The organism is Geodermatophilus sp. SYSU D00965 (genome assembly GCF_054050075.1).
Genome location: NZ_JBJGYQ010000011.1, coordinates 84,118 through 105,647 on the forward strand (window position 1 = coordinate 84,118; position 21,530 = coordinate 105,647).

21 protein-coding genes are annotated in these 21,530 nt (G+C 75.4%); 16 read left to right on the top strand and 5 right to left on the bottom strand.

All coding sequences use genetic code 11. The features are described from left to right. From ACI789_RS12335 to ACI789_RS12390, 12 genes are all read left to right on the top strand, one after another. Window positions 1-2,070 carry an elongation factor G-like protein EF-G2 gene (locus ACI789_RS12335; protein ID WP_457009356.1) on the top strand — a complete coding sequence of 690 codons (2,070 nt, stop codon included), beginning with the start codon at window positions 1-3 and terminating at the stop codon, window positions 2,068-2,070. Between the two features lie 164 nt (window positions 2,071-2,234). Next, a complete protein-coding gene (locus ACI789_RS12340; RefSeq protein WP_457009358.1) occupies window positions 2,235-2,909 on the top strand; it encodes a CDP-alcohol phosphatidyltransferase family protein in 675 nt (224 codons plus the stop codon). Then, a complete protein-coding gene (locus ACI789_RS12345) occupies window positions 2,906-3,826 on the top strand; it encodes a DUF881 domain-containing protein (protein ID WP_457009360.1) in 921 nt (306 codons plus the stop codon). Before ACI789_RS12340 ends, ACI789_RS12345 begins: the two co-directional genes overlap by 4 nt. 2 nt (window positions 3,827-3,828) lie before the next feature. Continuing rightward, window positions 3,829-4,161, top strand: a complete 333-nt coding sequence (locus tag ACI789_RS12350; protein ID WP_456918370.1) for a small basic family protein — start codon at window positions 3,829-3,831, stop codon at window positions 4,159-4,161. Continuing rightward, on the top strand, window positions 4,158-5,180 hold the full coding sequence (locus ACI789_RS12355; RefSeq protein WP_457009362.1) for a DUF881 domain-containing protein: 1,023 nt from the start codon (window positions 4,158-4,160) through the stop codon (window positions 5,178-5,180). The genes ACI789_RS12350 and ACI789_RS12355 overlap by 4 nt, the downstream gene beginning before the upstream one ends. A 45-nt stretch (window positions 5,181-5,225) precedes the next feature. After that, on the top strand, window positions 5,226-5,630 hold the full coding sequence (gene gcvH / locus ACI789_RS12360) for a glycine cleavage system protein GcvH (protein WP_457009364.1): 405 nt from the start codon (window positions 5,226-5,228) through the stop codon (window positions 5,628-5,630). A gap of 300 nt (window positions 5,631-5,930) precedes the next feature. Then, entirely contained in the window at window positions 5,931-6,446 is a 516-nt protein-coding gene (odhI, locus tag ACI789_RS12365) for an oxoglutarate dehydrogenase inhibitor Odhl (RefSeq protein ID WP_456946200.1), read from the top strand. Window positions 6,447-6,513: 67 nt separating this feature from the next. After that, on the top strand, window positions 6,514-7,230 hold the full coding sequence (gene ftsR, locus ACI789_RS12370; RefSeq protein WP_457009366.1) for a transcriptional regulator FtsR: 717 nt from the start codon (window positions 6,514-6,516) through the stop codon (window positions 7,228-7,230). Window positions 7,231-7,350: 120 nt separating this feature from the next. Beyond that, window positions 7,351-7,839: a bifunctional nuclease family protein gene (locus ACI789_RS12375; RefSeq protein ID WP_456907306.1), complete on the top strand. Its 489-nt coding sequence runs from the start codon at window positions 7,351-7,353 to the stop codon at window positions 7,837-7,839. Between the two features lie 248 nt (window positions 7,840-8,087). Then, window positions 8,088-8,660 (top strand): MerR family transcriptional regulator, encoded by a 573-nt coding sequence (locus ACI789_RS12380; RefSeq protein ID WP_456918365.1) that lies wholly within the window; start codon window positions 8,088-8,090, stop codon window positions 8,658-8,660. 167 nt (window positions 8,661-8,827) lie between these two features. Continuing rightward, entirely contained in the window at window positions 8,828-11,848 is a 3,021-nt protein-coding gene (gene gcvP / locus ACI789_RS12385; protein WP_457009369.1) for an aminomethyl-transferring glycine dehydrogenase, read from the top strand. 102 nt (window positions 11,849-11,950) lie between these two features. Then, a complete protein-coding gene (locus ACI789_RS12390; RefSeq protein WP_457009371.1) occupies window positions 11,951-12,448 on the top strand; it encodes a phosphate-starvation-inducible PsiE family protein in 498 nt (165 codons plus the stop codon). Between the two features lie 182 nt (window positions 12,449-12,630). Here the strand turns inward: ACI789_RS12390 and coaA are convergent, their stop codons facing one another. After that, window positions 12,631-13,593 carry a type I pantothenate kinase gene (coaA, locus tag ACI789_RS12395; protein WP_457009373.1) on the bottom strand — a complete coding sequence of 321 codons (963 nt, stop codon included), beginning with the start codon at window positions 13,591-13,593 and terminating at the stop codon, window positions 12,631-12,633. Between the two features lie 101 nt (window positions 13,594-13,694). Between coaA and ACI789_RS12400 the strand changes: the two genes are divergently transcribed. Beyond that, window positions 13,695-14,507 carry a GNAT family N-acetyltransferase gene (locus tag ACI789_RS12400; RefSeq protein WP_457009375.1) on the top strand — a complete coding sequence of 271 codons (813 nt, stop codon included), beginning with the start codon at window positions 13,695-13,697 and terminating at the stop codon, window positions 14,505-14,507. Between the two features lie 29 nt (window positions 14,508-14,536). On the opposite strand, the gene ACI789_RS12405 is transcribed toward ACI789_RS12400, so the two are convergent. Then, window positions 14,537-15,436: a serine hydrolase gene (locus tag ACI789_RS12405; RefSeq protein ID WP_457009377.1), complete on the bottom strand. Its 900-nt coding sequence runs from the start codon at window positions 15,434-15,436 to the stop codon at window positions 14,537-14,539. 76 nt (window positions 15,437-15,512) lie between these two features. Continuing rightward, entirely contained in the window at window positions 15,513-16,058 is a 546-nt protein-coding gene (locus tag ACI789_RS12410; RefSeq protein WP_457009379.1) for a YbhB/YbcL family Raf kinase inhibitor-like protein, read from the bottom strand. A 210-nt stretch (window positions 16,059-16,268) separates the two neighbouring features. Here ACI789_RS12410 and ACI789_RS12415 point away from each other — a divergent pair, with 210 nt between their 5' ends. Together ACI789_RS12415 and ACI789_RS12420 are read left to right on the top strand one after the other, a co-directional pair. Further along, window positions 16,269-17,000, top strand: a complete 732-nt coding sequence (locus ACI789_RS12415) for an HAD family hydrolase (RefSeq protein ID WP_457009381.1) — start codon at window positions 16,269-16,271, stop codon at window positions 16,998-17,000. After that, a complete protein-coding gene (locus ACI789_RS12420; RefSeq protein ID WP_457009383.1) occupies window positions 16,997-19,360 on the top strand; it encodes a glycoside hydrolase family 65 protein in 2,364 nt (787 codons plus the stop codon). The genes ACI789_RS12415 and ACI789_RS12420 overlap by 4 nt, the downstream gene beginning before the upstream one ends. 81 nt (window positions 19,361-19,441) lie before the next feature. On the opposite strand, the gene ACI789_RS12425 is transcribed toward ACI789_RS12420, so the two are convergent. Continuing rightward, window positions 19,442-20,146 carry a M50 family metallopeptidase gene (locus ACI789_RS12425; protein WP_457009385.1) on the bottom strand — a complete coding sequence of 235 codons (705 nt, stop codon included), beginning with the start codon at window positions 20,144-20,146 and terminating at the stop codon, window positions 19,442-19,444. A 99-nt stretch (window positions 20,147-20,245) separates the two neighbouring features. On the opposite strand from ACI789_RS12425, the gene ACI789_RS12430 reads away from it, so the two are divergent. After that, window positions 20,246-20,887 carry a LysE family translocator gene (locus tag ACI789_RS12430; RefSeq protein ID WP_457009387.1) on the top strand — a complete coding sequence of 214 codons (642 nt, stop codon included), beginning with the start codon at window positions 20,246-20,248 and terminating at the stop codon, window positions 20,885-20,887. 6 nt (window positions 20,888-20,893) lie between these two features. Here ACI789_RS12430 and ACI789_RS12435 read toward each other — a convergent pair whose 3' ends face one another. Next, window positions 20,894-21,490, bottom strand: a complete 597-nt coding sequence (locus tag ACI789_RS12435; protein ID WP_457009389.1) for a TIGR03086 family metal-binding protein — start codon at window positions 21,488-21,490, stop codon at window positions 20,894-20,896. Window positions 21,491-21,530 lie beyond the last annotated feature (40 nt).

Sequence of the window (21,530 nt, forward strand, 5' to 3'; positions counted from 1 at the left end):
GTGGCCAAGGACACCGGGCCCGCCCCGGCCCCGCGCCCCGCCGAGAGGGTCCGCAACGTGGCCCTCGTGGGCCACGCGGGCGCGGGCAAGACCACCCTCGCCGAGGCCCTGCTGGTCGCCACCGGGGCGATACCGCGGGCCGGCCGGGTGGAGGAGGGCACCACCTGCCTGGACAACGAGGAGGTGGAGGTCCGGCAACAGCGGTCGGTGTCGCTCGGCGTGGCCACCGTCGAGCACGCCGACCACCGCATCACCCTGCTCGACACCCCCGGCTCGCCGGACTTCGTCGGCGAGCTGCGGGCCGGGCTGCGGGCCGCCGACGCCGCCCTGTTCGTCGTCTCCGCGGTCAACGGGGTCGACGCGGGCACCGTGCAGCTGTGGGAGGAGTGCGCGGCGGTCGGCATGCCGCGCGCGGTGGTCGTCACCCAGCTCGACCGCGCGCGGGCCGACGTCGAGGAGACCGTCCGGCTGTGCCAGACGATGCTCGGCGCGGGTGTCTACCCCGTCCACCTCGTCGAGCGGGGATCGGACGGGTCCGTCACGGGGGTGACCTCGCTGCTCGACCCGGGCGCGGACGCCCCGGACGCCGACCGGCTCCGCAGCGAGCTCATCGAGGGCATCATCGGCGAGAGCGAGGACGAGGCGCTGATGGAGCGCTACCTCGCCGGTGACGAACTGGTCCAGAACGACCTCATCAGCGACCTGGAGACCGCCGTCGCCCGCGGCCACTTCCACCCCGTGCTCTGCGCCGCGCCGCTGCAGGGCATCGGCATCGACCCGCTGCTCTACCTGCTGGTCAACGGCTTCCCGTGCCCGATGGAGCACGGCTGCCCGCCGGTCACCCGCCTGGACGGCTCGCCGGCGCCCGCGCTGTCCTGCGACCCGGACGGGCCGCTGGTCGCCGAGGTGGTCAAGACCACGACCGACCCCTACCTCGGCCGGGTCTCGCTGGTGCGGGTGTTCTCCGGCACGCTGCGGCCCGACACCCCGATCCACGTCTCCGGGCACGGCATGGCCGAGCGCGGCCACCCCGACCACGACGTCGACGAGCGCATCGGCGCGGTCTCCTCGCCGCTCGGGTCGAGCCTGCGCCCGGTCGCGGCCTGCCCCGCCGGGGACGTCTGCGCCGTCGCCCGCCTGACCTCGGCCGAGACCGGCGACACGCTGTCCTCACCGGAGGACCCGCGGCTGGTCCCGCCGTGGGACCTGCCCACCCCGCAGCTGCCGGTCGCCCTGGAGGCGGCGTCCCGGGCCGACGAGGACCGGCTGGCCACCGCGCTCACCCGCCTCGTCGCCGAGGACCCGACGGTGCGCCTGGAGCGCCGCCCCGACACCGGACAGCTGTTGCTGTGGTGCGTCGGCGAGGCGCACGCCGAGGTGCTGCTGGAGCGGCTGCGCACCCGGCACGGCGTCACCGTGCAGACCGTGCCCGTGCGCGTGCCCATGGTGGAGACCCTCGCCGGGCCGGCGAAGGTCACCGGCCGGCACGTCAAGCAGTCCGGCGGGCACGGGCAGTACGCGATCGTCATCGTGGAGGCCGAGCCCGGGGCGCCGGGGTCGGGCGTGGTGTTCGAGCAGCGGATCGTCGGCGGGACGGTGCCCAGCCAGTTCCACGGCAGCGTGGAGAAGGGCATCCGGTCCCAGGCCGAGCGCGGCGTCTCCGGCGACCGCCCGATCGTCGACGTCCACCTCGTCCTCGTCGATGGCAAGGCCCACTCGGTGGACTCCTCCGACGCGGCCTTCCAGGCCGCCGGCGCGCTGGCCCTGCGGGAGGCGGTCGCCGCCGCCGGCACCCGGGTGCTCGAGCCGTGGTGCGAGGTGCAGGTGGTCGTCCCGGGCGAGTACGTGGGCGCGGTGATGAGCGACCTGTCCTCCCGGCGGGCGCGGGTCACCGGCAGCGACGCCGATCCCGACCGCGACCGGACGACGGTCCGCGCCGAGGTGCCCGAGGTCGAGCTGCTCACCTACGCCGGCGCGCTGCGCTCGGTCTCCCACGGCACCGGCAGCTTCACCCGCCGGCCGATGGGGTACGAGCCGGCGCCGCCGTCGCTGACCGCCGTGCCCGCCTGAAGAAGGGACCCCCTGCAGAGGCGCCGCCCGCCCCGGTGCGGGCCGGGGCGGGGTCGCCCTGCCCGGTGGGGCCCGGGGGTGACGCGCGTCCCGGTGCGCCGCCGGTGGGGCCGTCGGCGGAACGCACTAGCCTCGCAGGCGGTGTTCAGCGGGGTGGAGGTCACGTGACGTCGTCCAACGGTCCCTCGGCGGCTGCCCCGGCTCCGGCGCCGGGTGCGGCGCTGCCCGACCGGCCGGTCGTCACCGACCGCAACGAGCTGCCCGACCGTGTGTGGACGGTCCCCAACGCGCTGTCGGTGCTGCGCCTGCTCGGCGTGCCGCTGTTCCTCTGGCTGCTGCTCGGGCCGCACGCCGACGGCTGGGCGGTGCTCGTGCTGGCCCTCGCCGGCGTCAGCGACTGGGCCGACGGGAAGATCGCCCGCGCGCTGGGCCAGTCCAGCCGGCTGGGCGCGCTGCTCGACCCGGCCGCCGACCGGCTCTACATCGTGGCCACGCTCATCGCGTTCGTGCTGCGCGACGTCGTCCCGTTCTGGGTGGTCGCCGTCCTCGTGGGCCGCGAGGTGGTGCTGGGCCTGATGCTGCTGGTCCTGCGGTGGTACGGCTACCCGCCGCTGCAGGTGCACTACCTGGGCAAGGCGGCGACGTTCAACCTGCTCTACGCCTTCCCCCTGCTGCTGCTGGCCGACGGGGACGGGCCGGTGGTCGCCGTCGCCCAGCCGATCGCCTACGCCTTCACCATCTGGGGCGGCGCGCTGTACGTGCTGGCCGGCGTCCTCTACGTCGTGCAGGTGCTCGGCATCGTGCGCGCCGAACGCGCCGCCGCGGGAGCCGCGCCGTGACGTCCACCCTGCAGCGCGGCGGCGGGCCGCGCTCACTGGGCGCCTCCCTCCTCGACCAGGTGCTGGCCGAGACCCTCGACCCCGCGTACCGCCAGGCCGCCGAGGCCCGGGCGGCCCGCGCGGCCGAGGGCGCCCCGCCGCGGCCCCGCCGGTGGGGCCAGGTGGCGGTGGCGGTCGTGCTCGCCGTCGCCGGCGTGCTGGCCGCGGTCACCTACGACCAGGCGGCGGCCGGCGCGCAGGGCCGCGAGGGGGTGCGCGCGGCGCTGGTGGCCGACATCGCCCAGGAGTCCGACACCAACGACGAGCTCACCGCGGAGCTCGAGCAGCTGCGCGCGGACGTCAACGCCGCCCGCGACGACGTGCTGGCGGCGACCGGCGAGGGCCAGCGGGCGCTCGAGGACGTGGAGGACGCCGAGATGGCCGCCGCGCTCCAGCCGGTCACCGGCCCGGGCCTGCTGGTCACGCTCGCCGACGCCGAGCCCGACGCCGACGCCGACCCGGTGGGCGGAGCGGGGGAGGAGGACCCCCGCGGGCAGGTCCTCGACGGCGACCTGCAGGTGGTGGTCAACGCCCTCTGGGCGGCCGGCGCCGAGGCCGTCAGCATCAACGGCCGGCGGCTCGGGCCGACCACCGCGATCCGGTTCGCCGGCGAGGCCGTGCTGGTCGACTTCCGGCCGGTCACCAACCCCTACCTGGTCAGCGCCATCGGCGACCCGGAGACCCTGCGGTCCCGGTTCCTGGCCAGCCCGGAGGTCATCGCCCTGGCCGGCTACTCCGAGTCCTTCGGCCTGCGTTTCGACTTCGCCCAGGAGGACGAGCTGTCCCTGCCCACCGGGAGCTCACCCGAGCTCCGCTCCGCCACCCCGGTGACCGAGGAGCCCGACGCGCCGGCTCCCGACCCCACCCCGGGAGGCTGACCGTGATCCCCGTCATCGGCCTCGCGCTCGGCGTGGTCCTCGGCCTCTTCTTCGACCCGACCGTCCCGCTGTGGCTGCAGCCCTACCTGCCGATCGCCGTGGTCGCCGCCCTCGACGCCGTGTTCGGCGGCGTCCGGGCCCGCTTCGACGGCATCTTCGACGCGAAGGTGTTCGTCATCTCCTTCGTCTCCAACGTGGTCGTCGCCGCGCTGATCGTGTTCCTCGGCGACCAGCTGGGGGTGGGCGCGCAGCTGTCGACCGCGGTGGTCGTCGTGCTCGGCATCCGCATCTTCGGCAACGCCGCGGCCATCCGACGGCACGTGTTCCGGGCATGAGCGGCGACGACCGGCCCGCCTCCGGGCCCGACGCACCGGTCCCGGACGACGCCCCGCGGCCCGCTCCGGAGGCGGGCGCGCCGGACGGCGCCCCCGCCGGGCCCTCCGCCGAGGCGGCCGCGGATCCGCCGCTGGGGGAGCGCGAGCCCCCGGCGGCCGAGGAGGAGCGACCAGCCGCCGAGGGGGAGCGGCCGGCCGCCGAGGAGCCCGAGCCGCCGGCGGCGGAGGGGGAGCAGTCGGCCGCCGAGGCGGGGTCACCGGCCGCCGAGGCGGGGTCATCGGCCGCCGAGGCCGAGCCGCCGGCTCCGCCCGCCACCGCAGCCCGCCGGCGCCGGCGGGACCCGCTGGCGGCACTGCTCATCGGCGTCCTCACCCTGTTGCTGGGGTTCGCCTTCGCCGTCCAGGTGCGCAACTCCGGCACCGACGAGGACCTCGCCGGGGCGCGCGAGGAGGACCTGGTGCGCATCCTCGACGAGCTCAACGCCAGCGAGGACCGGCTGCGCGCCCAGATCGCCGACCAGCGGACCGACCTGCGGCGGCTGAACAACTCCGACAACCAGTCCGAGGCCGCCCTCGAGGAGGCGCGGCAGCGGGCCGAGGCCCTCGGCATCCTCAACGGCACCGTCGCCGCGCAGGGCCCGGGGCTGGTCATGACCGTCCGCGACCCGGAGGGGCGGGTGCGGGTGGCCGACCTGCTCGACGCCGTCCAGGAGCTGCGCGGCGCCGGCGCCGAGACCATGCAGATCGACGGCGTCCGGGTCGGGGTGTCGACCGCGATCACCGGCGAGCCCGGGGCGCTGCGGGTGGACGGCGAGCCGGTCAGCAGCCCCTACGAGGTCCACGTCATCGGCTCCCCGCAGGACCTCGAGACCGCGATGAACATCCCCGGCGGGGTGGTGGACCGGGTGGGCCGCCAGGGCGGGACGGTGGAGATCACGCAGTCCGACCGGGTCGTCGTGGACGCGTTGCGGCCCCTGGACACGCCTCAATACGCTTCGCCGGACGACGGCGACGACTGACGCCCCCGCCGCACGCGCCGACCCACGAACTGGAGACCACGCCGCATGAGCACGCCCGACGACCGTCGCTACACCGAGCAGCACGAGTGGGCCCTGGTCCAGCGGGGCGAGGGCGCGGCGACCGTCGTCCGGGTGGGCATCACCGACCACGCCCAGGACGCGCTCGGCGACATCGTCTTCGTGCAGCTGCCGGAGGTCGGGGCGGACGTCGCGCCGGGCAACCCGATCGGCGAGGTGGAGTCGACCAAGTCGGTGTCGGACGTCTACTCGCCGGTCGCCGGGGTCGTCGCCGCGGTGAACGAGGCGCTCACCGACGCGCCGGAGACGATCAACGCCGACCCCTACGGCGCCGGCTGGCTGGTGGAGATCACCGTGGCCGAGGAGGACGGCGACCCCACCGCGGACCTGCTGGACGCCGCCGCCTACCAGGCTCTCGTCGACGCCTCCTGACCCGCCGGCCGGCTCCGGCGACACCGTCGGCGAGCCGGTCACCTGACCCGCCGCAGCGCCGACGGCGATCACTATGCTCACCGGGGGCGAGGGGTCGCGCCGCCTGCCGAGGGCGACGCCAGCCTCACCCTGGACCTCCGGTTGACCCTCGGGTCGGCCGCTGGTTCCATGACCAACGGCCCGCCGTGACCCACACGGCGGCCGACCCGCGACGGGCCGTCCGGCCCGTCGTCCGCCGGCCGCCCGCGGCCCATCCCTGAGTCCGCGGCGGTGCCACCCCCTGCACCGGAGGAGACAGACGTGCACTGCACTCGCTGTGGCCACAACAACCCCGAGGGCAGTCGCTTCTGCGCGCAGTGCGGCGCAGCGCTGTCCCAGGAGCGGATCGGCGAGTCCACCAGCGTCATCCCCAAGGTCGGCGGCGAGGACTCGGCGGAGACGCCGGAGGTCACCGAGGCCGACGCCCACGCCGGCGCCATCGAGTCGCTGCCGGCCGGGTCGGCGCTGCTGGTCGTCAAGCGTGGCCCGAACGCCGGCAGCCGCTTCCTGCTCGACCAGGACGTGACCACCGCCGGGCGTCACCCCGACAGCGACATCTTCCTCGATGACGTCACCGTCAGCCGCCGGCACGTGGAGTTCCACCGCGAGGGCGGCGGGTTCTCCGTGCACGACGTCGGCAGCCTCAACGGCACCTACGTCAACCGCGAGCCGGTCGACGTCGCGACCCTCGCCGGCGGCGACGAGGTGCAGATCGGCAAGTTCCGGCTGGTGTACCTCACCGGTCCGCGGACGGGCGAGCCCGCTCCTCGCTCGTGACGGCGCCGGCGGACGGGCTCCCGGACGGGGACGCGGTCCCCGCGGCAGCGACGGCAGCGTGACCGCGGTGGCCTCGCGCGCGAGTGCGTTCGGGGACGCCGGCGACCAGCACACCCCTCGCCTGACCATCGGCGAGGTGCTGACCGTCCTCCGCGACGACTTCCCCGACGTGACGATCAGCAAGATCCGATACCTGGAGTCCGAGGACCTGGTCCACCCGCAGCGCACGCCGTCGGGGTACCGGAAGTTCTCCTCGGCCGACGTGGCCCGGTTGCGGTACGTCCTGGCCGCCCAGCGCGACCAGTACCTGCCGCTGCGGGTCATCAAGGAGCACCTCGACGCCCTCGACCGCGGCGAGCCGCTGCCGGGGGCGGCGCCGTCGACGGCCGAGGAGCCGAGCGGGGAGCCGGCGGCCGGCAGCCTGCCGCCGGAGCAGTTCGCCGCGGCGGCCGGGCTCGAGCCGGGGCAGCTCGCCGACTGCGTGCAGTTCGGCCTGCTCGCCCCGGACGCCGACGGCCGCCACCCCTCGGCCGACCTGCCGATCGCCCGCGCGGCGGCGGGGCTGGCCCGGCACGGCATCGAGCCGCGGCACCTGCGCGTGTACCAGAACGGCGCCGAGCGCGAGGCCGGCCTGGTGGAGCAGCTGGTCGCCCCGGTGCTGCGCGCCCGGTCGGAGGAGGCCCGGACCCGGGCCACCGAGAAGCTGCGCGAGCTGGCCAGCCTGTCCGCGCAGCTGCACGGCGCGTTGCTGGAGGCGCGCCTCCGGGACCTCCTGCGTCCCTGACTCGGGCGTACCGTGTTCGAGGTCGGGGTCTGGAGCCCACGGGCCCTCGTGCCGATCCGTCCACCAGCCGCCAGAACTGATCCGCCCGCCCGTCCGGGCCGCAGCTGAGGGAGCCCTCCCGTGCAGGAACTGAGAGTCGTCGGGGTCCGGGTTGAGCTGCCCGGGAACCAGCCGATCCTGCTGCTCAAGGAGACGCAGGGGGAGCGGTACCTGCCCATCTGGATCGGCGCGGTGGAGGCCGCCGCGATCGCGTTCGAGCAGCAGGGCGTCCGGCCGGCCCGGCCGATGACCCACGACCTGCTCAAGGACGTCGTCCGCGCGCTCGGCGCGACCCTGGAGGCGGTCAACATCACCGAGATGCGCGACGGCATCTACATCGCCGAGCTGGTGTTCGGCGACGACCGCGTGGTCAGCGCCCGGCCCTCGGACGCCGTGGCCCTCGCCGTCCGGACCGGCGCGCCGATCTTCGGCGCCGAGGACCTGCTCGACGAGGTGGGGATCGAGATCCCCGACGAGCAGGAGGACGAGGTCGAGAAGTTCCGCGAGTTCCTGGACCAGATCTCCCCGGAGGACTTCGGCGCCGGCTCCGGCTCCGGCGGGACTCCGTGACGTCGTCCGATCACCCTGCGTCTGGGCTCAAGTAGAGGTCCAGACCTGCCGATACCCCTCTGATGGGTGAGTGCAGCGACACGCCGCCCGCCTCAGTTGACCGACCTCTGGCCCCGGCTTACGGTCGGCGAACAACACCGGTGTGACACGTGGGACTCGACACGGCGCGGACGTGCAGTGACAGGCCCGGAACGGCGCGCCGGGGTCCCCGCGGTGAGGCGCTGCGGGACGCAGAGGAGGACGCTGACGTGAGCGACCAGAGCAAGGGCTCCCAGGGTCAGCTCTTCAGCGACGCTGCTGTCGGGGCACCGTCCTACGACGAGGTCGACACCGACCTCGTCGGGTACCGCGGCCCGACGGCGTGTGCCGCTGCCGGCATCACCTACCGCCAGCTGGACTACTGGGCCCGTACCGGACTGGTCGCACCCTCGGTGCGCAGCGCCACCGGCTCCGGGACACAGCGGCTGTACTCCTTCCGCGACATCCTGGTGCTGAAGGTCGTCAAGCGCCTGCTGGACACCGGGGTGTCCCTACAGAACATTCGCAAGGCCGTGGACCACCTGCGCAACCGCGGGATCAAGGACCTCGCCAACGTCACGCTCTTCTCCGACGGCGCCACGGTGTACGAGTGCACCTCCGCCGAGGAGGTCGTCGACCTGCTCGCCGGGGGACAGGGCGTCTTCGGCATCGCCGTCTCCGGTGCGCTGCGCGAGCTCTCCGGCGACATCGCCGAGCTGCCCGCCGAGCGCCTCGACGGCGGCCCGGCGCACCCCTCCGACGACGAGCTCTCGCTGCGCCGTCGCCGCCGCGTCGCCGGCTGAGGCGCTCACCCCGTCGTCCACCGGACGACGACCACGGCTCGGTGCCCGGCTGCGCCGTCCTGTTGATCATGGGCTCGTTGCCGGGTGCCCCGGCGTGTGGTCGCGTGTCGCCGGCAACAACCCCATGATCAACGGGGGTCCCTCGCGGCGCTGGTAGCGTCGGGGCAATGGCGGACCGTGCTCCTGGCGCTTCCGATCCCACCTCCCTCCCCGCGCTCCGCGACCTCGATCCCGCGGGTTCCTTCGCCGGCCGGCACATCGGCCCGCGGGCGGACGAGACCGAGGCGATGCTCGCCGCCGTCGGCCACCCGACGCTGGAGTCCCTGGTCGACGCCGCCGTGCCCGAGGGGGTGCGCGACCGGACGCCGCTGGGCCTGCCGCCCGCGGCCGACGAGGCCACGGTGCTGCGGCTGTTGCGGGAACGCGCCGCGGCCAACGACGTCTACACCTCGATGATCGGCCTCGGGTACTCGGGCACGGTCACGCCGGCGGTGATCCAGCGGACCATCCTGGAGAACCCCGCCTGGTACACCGCCTACACCCCGTACCAGCCCGAGATCAGCCAGGGCCGGCTCGAGGCGCTGATCAACTTCCAGACGATGGTCGCCGACCTCACCGGGCTGCCGGTGGCCGGCGCCTCCATGCTCGACGAGGCGACCGCGGCCGCCGAGGCGATGACCCTGGTCCGCCGCGCGGGGCGGGCCAAGCCGGACGCGGTGTTCGTCGTCGACGCCGACACGCTGCCGCAGACCCTCGGGGTGCTGCAGACCCGCGCCGAGCCGCTGGGCATCCGGCTGCACGTCACCGACCTGTCCGCCGGGTGGCCGGCCGACCTGCCCGAGGCCGGCGCGTTCGGCGTCCTGCTGTCCTACCCCGGGGCCAGTGGCGCCGTCCGGGACCACCGGGCGCTGGCCGCCGCCGCCCACGAGGCCGGGGCGGCCGTGGTCGTCGCCGCGGACCTGCTCGCCCTCACCCTGCTGGAGGCGCCGGGGGAGTGGGGCGCCGACGTGGCGTGCGGCAGCTCCCAGCGGTTCGGCGTCCCGATGGGCTACGGCGGTCCGCACGCCGGGTACCTGTCGGTGCGCGAGGGGCTGGCCCGCCAGCTGCCCGGGCGGCTGGTCGGGGTGTCGGTGGACGCCGACGGCGACGTCGCCTACCGGCTGGCGCTGCAGACCCGCGAACAGCACATCCGCCGGGAGAAGGCGACCAGCAACATCTGCACCGCCCAGGTGCTGCTGGCGGTCATGGCCGGCGCCTACGCGGTCTACCACGGCGCGGAGGGGCTGACCGCGATCGCCGCCCGGGTGCACCGCAGCGCGCAGGTGCTGGCCGGCTGGCTGCGGGCGGGCGGGGTGGACGTCGTCCACGACCGGTTCTTCGACACCGTGCAGGCGCGGGTGCCCGGCCGCGCGGCCGAGGTGGTCGCCGCCGCCGCGCAGCGCCGGGTCAACCTGCGCCTCGTGGACGGCGACACCGTCGGCGTGGCCTGCGACGAGACGACGACGCCGGACACGCTGCGCGCGGTCGCCGCCGCCTTCGGCGTGCCGGCCGACGACGCCGCCCTGGCCGACGCCGGCGCGGACGCGCTGCCCCCGGAGCTGCGCCGCCGCACCGGGTTCCTCACCCACCCGGTGTTCTCCGCGCACCGCTCCGAGACCGAGCTGATGCGCTACCTGCGCTCGCTCGCGGACAAGGACCTGGCGCTGGACCGGACGATGATCCCGCTCGGCTCCTGCACGATGAAGCTCAACTCCGCGGTCGAGATGGCCGCCATCACCTGGCCGGAGTTCGCCCAGCTCCACCCGTTCGCCCCGGCCGAGCAGGCCCGTGGCTACCGGCAGCTGATCGACGAGTTGTGCGCCGGGCTGGCCGAGGTCACCGGCTACGCCGCGGTCAGCGTGCAGCCCAACGCCGGCTCCCAGGGCGAGTTCGCCGGCCTGCTCGCCATCCGCGGGTACCACCACTCCCGCGGGGAGGCGCACCGCGACGTCTGCCTGATCCCCTCGTCGGCGCACGGCACCAACGCCGCGAGCGCGGTCATGGCCGGCATGCGCGTCGTGGTCGTGGCCTGCGACGAGGCGGGCAACGTCGACGTCGCCGACCTGCGGGCCAAGATCGACCAGCACGCCGACCGGCTGGCCGCGATCATGATCACCTACCCGTCCACGCACGGCGTCTTCGAGACCGAGGTGCAGGAGATCTGCGCCGCGGTGCACGACGCCGGCGGGCAGGTCTACGTCGACGGGGCCAACCTCAACGCGATGGTGGGGCTGGCGCGGCCGGGCCGGTTCGGCTCCGACGTCAGCCACCTCAACCTGCACAAGACCTTCTGCATCCCGCACGGCGGGGGAGGGCCCGGCGTCGGGCCGATCGGCGTCCGGGAGCACCTGGTGCCGTTCCTGCCCAACCACCCGCTGGCCCCCGAGGCGGGTCCGGCGACCGGCCCCGGGCCGGTGTCGGCCGCGCCGTGGGGCTCGGCCGGCATCCTGCCGATCTCCTGGGCCTACCTGCGGCTCATGGGCCCCGACGGCCTGACCCGCGCCACCGAGCACGCCATCCTCGGGGCCAACTACCTGGCCGCCCGGCTGCGGGAGCACTACCCGGTGCTCTACACCGGCGCCGGTGGGCTGGTCGCCCACGAGTGCATCCTCGACATCCGGCCGCTGACCAAGGCCACCGGGATCACCAACGACGACATCGCCAAGCGGCTGGTGGACTTCGGCTTCCACGCGCCGACGATGAGCTTCCCGGTGGCCGGGACGCTCATGGTCGAGCCGACCGAGAGCGAGGACAAGGCCGAGCTCGACCGGTTCGTCGACGCGATGGTCGCCATCCGCGGCGAGATCGAGAAGGTGGCCTCCGGCGAGTACGACCGCGCCGACAACCCGCTGCGCAACGCGCCGCACACGCTGAGGATGCTGGCGGGGGAGTGGGACCGGCCGTACCCGCGGGAGGCGGCGGTGTTCCCCGTGCCCGCGCTGCAGACCCGCGGCTACCTCAGCCCGGTGCGCCGCATCGACCAGGCCTACGGCGACCGCAACCTGGTCTGCTCCTGCCCGCCGCCGGAGGCGTTCGCCGAGCCCGAGCCGGCCGCGGAGCCGGTCGCGCGGGTGCCCGACCGCAGCGAAGGGTCACCGGACGACCTGGGGACGGCGGCCGACGCGGTGCCGGCGGGGGCGCAGAGCTGACCTGAACGCCGCACCACCCGGGACCGACGCGGCGCCCCGATCGGGCGACCCCGTGGGCCGCACCCAGCGACCGGGGGCCCGGATGCACGAGGATCGCGCAGCGTGACGCGGCATCGGGAGGACGACGTCGAGGACCACGTGCCCCCGCCCGGCTTCGGCCGGGTCGGCACGCGGGCGCTCGAGGTCGCGGAGAACGTGGTCTACGCGGGCATCGCGGTCCTGCTCATCGCGGGGTCCCTGGTCCTGCTCGTGCTGGCCGGCCGGCAGTCGGTCGCGCTGTTCTCGGACTTCACGCAGGCCCCGCTGCTCGAGATGCTCGACGTGCTGCTGCTGGTCTTCATCTTCGTGGAGCTGCTCTTCGCGGTGCGGGCGACGGTGGAACGACGTGAGCTGGTGGCCGAGCCGTTCCTGATCATCGGCATCATCGCCTCGATCAAGGAGATCGTCGTCCTCTCGGTCGAGGCGGCCGGCGTCGTCGGGCAGGGGGACGCGTTCACCCACCGGCTGGTCGAGATCGGCGTCCTCGGCGTCCTGGTGCTCCTGCTGGGCCTGACCTCCTGGCTGCTGCGGCGCAAGGAGCGCGAGCCCGAGGAGGGCTGAGCGCGGCGGCGGGGTGAGCGCGGCGACACCGAGCACGTCGGCGGGGTTGAGCGCGGCGGGCCCAGCACGGTGGCACCGAGCGGGGACGACCCTTCCCTCCAGTCCCACCGTTATCCCCAACACCACGCGCCCCAGAGCCAGGGGCGGGAAGAGCGCAGCGAGGGGCGCGACGAGGACCGGGCTCAGATCTTGCGCAGCAGCACCCGCCGCACCTCGTGGTCGGCCGCCTTCTGCAGCACCAGGCGGGCGCGGGACCGGGTGGGGGCGATGTTGCTGCGCAGGTTGGGGCCGTTCACCGCGGTCCAGATGCCCAGCGCCATGTCCCGGGCCTGGTCGTCGGTGAGGTCGGCGAACCGGTGGAAGTAGGCCGAGCTGTCGGCGAACGCCGTCCGGCGCAGGGCGAGGAACCGCTCCACGTACCAGCGCTGGATGTCGGCCTCGGGGGCGTCGACGTAGACGGAGAAGTCGAAGAAGTCCGAGAGGAACACCTCGGGGGCGTTGCCGTCGGCCCGCCGTCCGGCCTGGAGCACGTTGAGCCCCTCGAGGACGAGGATGTCGGGCCGGTCCACGACCTGGCGGGCGCCGGGGACGACGTCGTAGGACTGGTGGTCGTAGAGCGGGGCGCTGACCTCGCCGCGGCCGGACTTCACGTCGGCGAGGAAGCGCAGCAGGGCCCGCCGGTCGTAGCTCTCCGGGAAGCCCTTGCGGCCGAGGATCCCGCGCTCCTCCAGCACGGCGTTCGGCCAGAGGAAGCCGTCGGTGGTGACCAGGTCCACCCGCGGGGCGCCGGGGCCGGCGGCCAGCAGCGCCTGCAGCAGCCGGGAGGTCGTGCTCTTGCCCACGGCGACGCTGCCGGCCACCGCGATGACGTAGGGGACCTTGGCCGTCGAGTCGCCGAGGAACTCGCTGCGCGCCGCCCACAGGCGCCGGCTGGCCTCCACGTGCAGCCGCAGCAGGCCGGCCAGGGGCAGGTAGACCGTGGCCACCTCGTCGAGGTCGATGCGGTCGCCCAGCGAGGCCAGCGAGCGCAGCTGCTGCTCGTCGAGGGGCAGCCGGGTGCCCGCCGCGAGGGCTCGCCACGAGGCGCGGTCGAACACCGCGTAGGGCGAGACCTGGTGTCGTGTCCCTGCCGTCACGGTGCCCATCGTGCCGTCCGGCCCGATCTCCTCACCCGGCCGGGTGGCCTGCGGGGACGAGCGGGCCGCCGTCCGGGGCCCGTCCGCCGACCGGCGTCTAGGGTGCCGGTGTGCCGCCGTCTCCCGGGCTGCTCGACTGCATCGAGCGGTACTTCGCCGCCGCGCCGCTCCCCGATGCGCGGATCCAGGCCGCGGGCGCCCTCGACGTGCCGGTGGGCACCGCGGAGTGGCCGTACCCGGCGCGGCCGCGGGCGGGGGAGACGGTCACCGCCGACGACGTCCGCGCCGCGGTCGCCGTCCAGCAGCAGGCCGGGCTGCCGGTGGCGCTGGAGTGGGTCTGCGAGCGCGCGCCGTCAGCCGCGGCGGCGGCGCGGGAGGCGGGCCTGGTCGTCGAGGAGTCCCCGCTGCTGGTCGCCGCCGACCCGGTGGAGCTGCTGCTGCCGCACGGGGTGCGGCTCTACCTGGTGGGCGCCGACGACCCGGCGCTGCCCCGTTACCAGCGGCTGGCGTCGATCGCCTTCGCCCACCCCGGCCCGCGCGCCGACGTGGGGGAGGAGCCGGTCGCCGAGACGCCGCAGGAGCCGCGGACGTCGGTGCTGCGGGAGCGGATCGCCAGCGGGCGCACGGTGATGATGGTGGCCGTCGAGGGCTCCGACCCGGTCGCGGTCGGCGCCCACCACCCCCTCGACGTCGGCGGTGGCACCGAGGTCAGCGAGATCACCGGCGTGGCGACGCTGCCCCGGTTCCGCGGCCGCGGCCTGGGGGCGGGGGTGGCCTCGGCGCTGGCCGCGCACGCCCGTGAGACCGCCGACCTGGTGTTCCTGGTCGCCGGGGACGACGACGTCGCGCGGGTGTACGAGCGGGTGGGGTTCGCCCGGCTGGCCACCGTCGGGGTGGCCGGCCCGCCCGCCGCCGACGACTGACCCGCGCCGGGCACGACGGTCTCCGCGGCTCAGGACGCGGGCGGCACCGCCGCGATCGCCTCGGCGGCGGCGGTCAGCGCGGCCCGGCCGGCGTTCCAGCCGACCGACCGCGGCACCTCGCTGAGCAGCACGACGACCTGACCGTCCTGGACGGCCACCGAGTGCAGGTGCCGCTGGCCGCCCACGCAGCACATCCAGCCCTGCTTCACCGCCGGCGTCCCGGGCAGCGTGCCGAAGGCGCCGAACTGCTGGTCGAAGCCGTCCGCGGCCACCGGTGTCGCCTCCCGCATCCAGCCGGTGAGCGTCGCGACGTCGTCCGGGTGGGGGAGGACGGGCAGGAGGGCGAGGAAGCGGGCGAGGTCGCGGGCGGTGGTGGTCGCCTCGCCCCACTCGCCGGCCACCCGCGGCGGCGCGGTGCGGGTCAGGCCGTAGCGGGCGGCGACCTCCCGCACCAGGCCGACGCCGCCGAAACGCACCCACACCGCCGAGGCGGCCGCGTCGTCGGAGCGGGCGATCATCCGCTGCAGCGTGGCGAGGTCGCTCGGGCCGAGGGTCACCTGGCCCGCGCGGGCGCGGCGGAGGACCCCCTCGGCGAGGAAGAGCTTCACCAGCGACGCGGTCGGGAAGACCCGGTCGGCCTGCCCGTTGTCGGCGCTGGCGGCGACGAGCCGGGCGGTCCGCGCCTCGACCGCCCGTGCGGTCAGGCCGGTGAGCGGGCTCTGCTGCGGCGCTACGACGACGGCGAGCGTGCCGGTCGACCCGAACGCGTCCGCGGCCGCCGTGACCGCCTCCGCGGCGGGGTCGCCGGCGGCGGAGGCCGGCCGGGCCGGCTGCGCGGCCAGGAGCAGGGCGGTGACCAGGAGGACCACGGCCGCGGCCGTGCTGCGGGCGCGCCCGAGGCCGGATCGGTGCGACGCGGCCGCCGGCATGGGGTCATGGTGCGCCGCTCACCTGGGAGAACCTGCAGTTCTCAAGCACCGACTGCGTGTTGTTCACTCGATGTGGTCACCCCTGTTCGTAGGTGGCAACGAGGGTCGCCCGTCCGAGTGTGTGGCCGAACAGGTTGAAGCCGAGGACGGCGGGCGTGGTGTCGGGCGTGACGTCCAGGGCCTCGGTGTCGACGGCGTGCACGGTGACGAAGTAGCGGTGCGGACCGTGACCGGCCGGGGGAGCGGCGCCGACGTACCCGGGGAAGCCCGCGTCGTTGCGCAGCTGCACCGCGCCCTCCGGCAGGCCGGAGCCGGCCTGGTCGCCGGCGCCGCTGGGCAGCTCGGTCACCGTGACCGGGATGTTGGCCACCGCCCAGTGCCAGAAGCCGCTCTGCGTGGGGGCGTCCGGGTCGTAGACGGTGACCGCGAAGCTGCGCGTGCCCTCCGGGAAGCCCGACCAGGACAGCTGGGGGGAGCGGTCCTCGCCGCCGGCGCCCATGACCCCGCTGACGTGCGGCGTGGCCAGTGGCTCACCATCGCGGCAGTCGGTGCTGGTCACCTGGAAGCCCGGGACCTGCGGCAGGAAGTCGAAGGGGTTGGGCGGCGTCGGGCGGGCAGCCATGGTTCTCCTCTCCTCGGTCGCGCGGAACGGGCGTCCCGCGTCCGTCGCCGACCCTAGAAGGACCCCGTCCTCCTCACCGCTCGCGAGCTCGCGGCGAGCGCCTCGACGGGGCCGCGGCGACCCCTCAGGGGGCCGGGGGCGGGGTGGCCCACCCGTGAACAGGGGCTTTCCCGACCGACGCGCGGCCCCGGGCGCCGGTAGCGTCGGGACGTGCTCGGACTCCCGGACTCCATCCGCGCCTGCCTGTTCGACCTCGACGGCGTCCTCACCCGGACCGCGACGGTGCACATGGCGGCCTGGAAGCGCACGTTCGACGAGTTCCTGCACCGCCACGACCCGTCGGCACCGGAGTTCACCCAGGACGACTACAACCGCTACGTCGACGGCAAGCCCCGCCTCGACGGGGTGCGCGACTTCCTCGCCGGCCGCGGGATCACCCTGCCGGAGGGCACGCCCGACGACCCGCCGGACGCGGAGACGGTCAACGGCGTCGGGCGGCGCAAGAACGACCTGGTGCTGGCCGAGCTCGCCGAGCACGGCGTGGAGGTCTACCCCGGCTCGGTGCGCTACCTGCGGGCGGTCAAGGACGCCGGGCTGCGCACCGCCGTGGTGACCGCCTCCCGCAACGGTGGCGACGTCGTGGCCGCCGGCGGGTTCGCCGACCTGGTCGACACCCGGGTCGACGGCGTGGTCGCCGCCGACCAGCAGCTGCGCGGCAAACCGGCGCCGGACACCTTCCTCGCCGCCGCCCGCGAGCTCGGGGTCGACCCGGCCGCCGCCGCGGTGTTCGAGGACGCCCTCGCCGGGGTGGCGGCCGGCCGGGCCGGGCGGTTCGGCCACGTCGTCGGCGTCGACCGGGTGGGCCAGGCCGAGGGGCTCCGGGCCTCGGGGGCCGACGTCGTCGTCACCGACCTGGCCCAGCTGCTGGAGGACCGGTCATGACCCAGGGACGGCCCAGCTTCCCGGTGGAACCGTGGGCGCTCACCGAGATCGGCCTCGACCACGCCTCGCTGGCCGTGCACGAGTCGGTGTTCGCGCTGGCCAACGGGCACATCGGGATGCGCGGCTCGTTCGAGGAGGGCGAGCCCATCGTCGTCCCGGGCACCTACCTCAACGGCTTCTTCGAGGAGCGGCCGCTGCCCTACGCCGAGGTCGGCTACGGCTTCCCCGAGCAGGGGCAGACGGTGGTCAACGTGACCGACGGCAAGCTGATCCGGCTGCTGGTCGGCGACACCCCGCTCGACCTGGACTACGGCGAGATCGTCGAGCACCGCCGCACCCTCGACCTGCGCCGCGGCCTGCTCCGCCGCACCACCGAGTGGCGCTCGCCCAACGGGCGCACCGTCCGCGTCACCAGCACCCGGCTGGTCTCGCTGCGCCGCCGCTCCATCGCCGCCACCGAGTACCGCGTCGAGTGCACCGACGGCCGCGGCGACCTCTACATCGCGCTGCAGTCGGACCTGCTGGCCAACGAGCCGGTCGACAGCGGCAGCGAGACCGAGGACCCGCGCGCGGCCGCGGCGCTGGCCCACCCGCTGGTCAGCGAGATGGCGGTGGCCCGCGGCCAGCGGGCGGTGCTGGTGCACCGCACCCGCCGCAGCCGGCTGCGCATGGCCGCCGGCATGGACCACGTCGTCGAGGTGCCCGACAGCTCGACCGGGGACATCGAGGCGGGGGAGGACCTCGCCCGGTTCACCCTCGCCGCGCGGCTGCCCCAGGGGTCGGCGGTGACGATGGTCAAGTACCTGGCCTACGGCTGGTCCTCCCGGCGGTCGGCGGCGGCGCTGCGCGACCAGGTCGAGGGCGCGCTGGCGACGGCGAAGCTCGCCGGGTTCGAGCAGCTGGTGCGCGAGCAGCGCGAGGTCCTCGACGCGCACTGGGCGCACGCCGACGTCGAGGTCGAGGGGGACGACGAGCTGCAGCAGGCGGTGCGGGTCGGCCTGTTCCACGTGCTGCAGGCCGGGTTGCGGGCCGAGCGGCAGCCGATCCCGGCCAAGGGGCTGACCGGCCCCGGCTACGACGGCCACACCTTCTGGGACACCGAGACCTACGTCCTCCCGGTGCTGACCTACATCGCCCCGGAGGCGGCCCGCGACGCGCTGCGCTGGCGCCACTCGACGCTGGACCTGGCCCGCGAGCGCGCCCGGGTGCTGGGCCTGCACGGCGCGGCGTTCCCGTGGCGGACCATCCGCGGCGAGGAGACCTCCGGCTACTGGCCGGCCGGGACGGCGGCGTTCCACATCAACGCCGACATCGCCGACGCCGTCGTCCGGTACCACAACGCCACCCTCGACGAGGAGTTCGACCGCGACCACGGCGCGGAGCTGCTCATCGAGACCGCGCGGCTGTGGGCCTCCCTGGGGCACTTCGACGACGAGCACGGCTTCCGGATCGACGGCGTGACCGGCCCCGACGAGTACACCGCCGTGGTCGACAACAACGTCTTCACCAACCTCATGGCGCAGCGCAACCTGCGCGAGGCGGCCGCGGCGGTCAAGCGCCAGCCGGACGTCGCGGGGCGGCTGGACGTGAGCGACGCCGAGGTCGACACCTGGCTGCGGGCCGCGGCGCTGATGGCCGTGCCCTACGACACCCGGCGCGGGGTGCACATGCAGTCCGACGCCTTCACCCACCACGAGGAGTGGGACTTCGAGAACACGCCGCCGCAGTGCTACCCGCTGCTGCTGCACTACCCGTACTTCGACATCTACCGCAAGCAGGTGGTCAAGCAGGCCGACCTGGTCATGGCGTTGCACCTGCGCGGCGACGCGTTCAGCCACGAGGAGAAGGTCGCCGACTTCGCCTACTACGAGGCCCGGACGGTGCGCGACTCCTCGCTGTCAGCGGCGCCGCAGGCGGTGGTCGCCGCCGAGACCGGCCACCTCGACCTCGCCCACGACTACTGGGGCGAGGCCGCGCTCACCGACCTGCAGAACCTGCACGGCAACTCCGGGCACGGGCTGCACATCGCCGCGCTGGCCGGCGGCTGGACCGTCGCGGTCGCCGGGTTCGGCGGCATGCGCGACCACGACGGGCACCTGACCTTCGCCCCCCGGCTGCCCGAGGGGCTCACCCGGCTGCGCTTCCGGCTCAACTACCAGGGCCGCTGCCTGATGGTGACGGTGACGCCGACCGAGGCCGGCTACCGGCTGTCGGAGGGGGAGCCGCTTGACGTCCACCACCACGGCCGGCGGCTGACCGTCGCCGAGGACGAGGTGGTGGCCCCGATCCCGCCCGCACCGCCGGTCGAGCCGGTGCACCAGCCGGCCGGCGCGGCACCCCGGCGGCGCGCCCGCAAGTAGCCGGCGCGGCCGCCGGTCCCCGCGTGGGCCGGCGCTCCCCACCCCGTCGGTTTCCGCGGGGACCGACGGGCGGCACTGCGGTCAGCCGAGCAGCCACCAGGCGCCCAGCAGCAGGGCGCCGACGTCGACCAGCAGGAACACCCCCACCCAGAGCACCGCGGGCAGCCGGGTGAGCCGGGCCAGCTGGTCGGCGTCGGAGTCCGGCGCGCCCCGGCGGCGGCGCGAGCGCTGCAGCTCCAGCACGGTCTTCGGGGCGGCGAGCAGCAGGAACCACGTCCCGGCGGCGGCGAAGGCGGCCTGCCCGTCCGGAGGCAGCCACGCGGTCACCGCCATCAGCACCGCTGCGGTGACCAGCACCGCCCACAGCCCGAACCAGTTGCGGATCTGCACCAGCAGCAGCGCCAGCAGGGCCAGCAGCGCCCACAGCAGCCCCACCGCGTGCCCGCCGGCCAGCAGCGCCGCCGCGCCGAGCCCGAACAGCGCCGGCCCGGTGTAGCCCGCCGCGCAGGTCAGCACCATGCCCAGGCCGGTGGGACGGCCGGCCGACACGGTCAGCCCGGAGGTGTCCGAGTGCAGCCGGATGCCCGACAGGCGCCGGCCGGCGGCCAGGGCCACCAGTCCGTGCGCTCCCTCGTGGGCGATGGTCACGACGGTCCGGGCCGGGCGCCACAGGGCGGGGGAGAGGACGACGACCGCGGCCGCGGCCAGGGCGGCCACCAGCACCGCCGTGGGCAGGTCGGGCACGGGGGTGGTGACCCGGGTCCAGAAGCGTGCGACGGCGTCCACGGCGGCGAGTCAACCGCACCCGCCTGTGAGTGACCGGCCACGCCACGGCCCTCGGGAAAGGCGTCGACCCGCGGGCGCCGCGGCTGTCACCATCCGGCCGTGGACGTCGTCTCCTCGCTGCCGGCCTTCGTGCTGGCGGTCCTGCTCATCTCGGCCTCACCGGGGCCGGCGATGGCGCTGATCTTCCGGCGGGCGGCGCTGCGCGGGCTGGCCGGCGCGGTGCCCACCGTCCTCGGCCTCGAGCTGGGCCTGTACCTGTGGGCGCTGTTCGCCGGGGCCGGCTTCGCCGCGCTGGTCGCCGCCTCCGAGATCGGCTACCTGGTGCTGCGGGTGGTCGGCGCCGCGGTGCTGCTGGTGCTCGGCGTCCGGGCCTGGCGGGCCGCGTGGCGCGAGCGGGGGCGGCCCGACGTCCCGGCGCCGGTGCCGCCCCCGGCCGGCCGGCGCTGGTGGACGTCGTTTGGCGAGGGCCTGCTCGTGCAACTGGCCAACCCGAAGGCGGCCGTCTTCATGATCGCCTTCTATCCGCAGTTCGTCCCCGCCGACGGCCCGGTGTTCGCCACGACCGCGCTGCTCGGGCTGCTGCAGATCACCCTGGAGACCGGGCTCTACCTGGCGCTGGCCGCCGGCGTCGCGCGCGCCGGGACGTGGTTCCGGCGCCCGCGCATCCGCCGGCGGCTCGAGGCGGTCAGCGGCACGGTGCTCGTGGCCCTCGGTGTCCGGGTGGCGGTGTCCAGCCGCTGAGCCCGGTCAGGGCCGCCACCCGGGGTCGCGGCCGGAGAGCCGCAGCGCCCGCTCGAAGGTCGGCGTCGCGTCGTCCACCGGCAGCTCGTCGGCGAACCCGCCGTACTGGCGGAACAGCGGGCCGTGCTCGACGACCAGGTCCAGGACGAGGCGGGCGGTCTCCTCGCCCACCTCGACCTGCTGGCCGGTCGCCCGGGCGACGTCCCAGCCGTGGACGACGAGCTCCTTCACCAGCATCCCGGCGACGGTCTCCGCCGGAACGGCCGTGCCGCCGAGGTCGACGTCGCCCTGCCACGCGGCGGGGTCGCGCCAGGCGGCGAGCGCGCGGTCGAGCTGGTCGGCGTAGCGCTGCGGCCAGTCGGGGTCGGCGGCGAAGTCGCGGGTGGTCAGCTCCTCCGGGATCGGCACCCGCCGGGCGCGGCACTCCAGGCCGTGGGCGCTGTAGAGCACCCAGTGGTCGACCAGGGCGCGCAGGTCCCAGTCGCCGTCCGGGGTGGGGGAGTCCAGGAGCGCGCCGGCGGCCCCCGCGGCGACCCGGCGGGCCACGCCGGCCGCCTCCGCGAGCCGGTCGTACAGGGCGGGCAGCGTGTCGGTGGCGGTCATGGCGGCGAGGCTAGGAGCGCACCGGGTCGTCGGTCTTGGA

Excerpts from the sequence above, each read along its gene's own strand:
- gcvP (WP_457009369.1), top strand. The coding sequence starts at position 8,828 with ATGGCGGACCGTGCTCCTGGCGCTTCCGATCCCACCTCCCTCCCCGCG.
- coaA (WP_457009373.1), bottom strand. The coding sequence starts at position 13,593 with ATGGGCACCGTGACGGCAGGGACACGACACCAGGTCTCGCCCTACGCG.
- ACI789_RS12420 (WP_457009383.1), top strand. The coding sequence starts at position 16,997 with ATGACCCAGGGACGGCCCAGCTTCCCGGTGGAACCGTGGGCGCTCACC.
- ACI789_RS12355 (WP_457009362.1), top strand. The coding sequence starts at position 4,158 with ATGAGCGGCGACGACCGGCCCGCCTCCGGGCCCGACGCACCGGTCCCG.
- ACI789_RS12435 (WP_457009389.1), bottom strand. The coding sequence starts at position 21,490 with ATGACCGCCACCGACACGCTGCCCGCCCTGTACGACCGGCTCGCGGAG.
- ACI789_RS12405 (WP_457009377.1), bottom strand. The coding sequence starts at position 15,436 with ATGCCGGCGGCCGCGTCGCACCGATCCGGCCTCGGGCGCGCCCGCAGC.
- ACI789_RS12410 (WP_457009379.1), bottom strand. The coding sequence starts at position 16,058 with ATGGCTGCCCGCCCGACGCCGCCCAACCCCTTCGACTTCCTGCCGCAG.
- gcvH (WP_457009364.1), top strand. The coding sequence starts at position 5,226 with ATGAGCACGCCCGACGACCGTCGCTACACCGAGCAGCACGAGTGGGCC.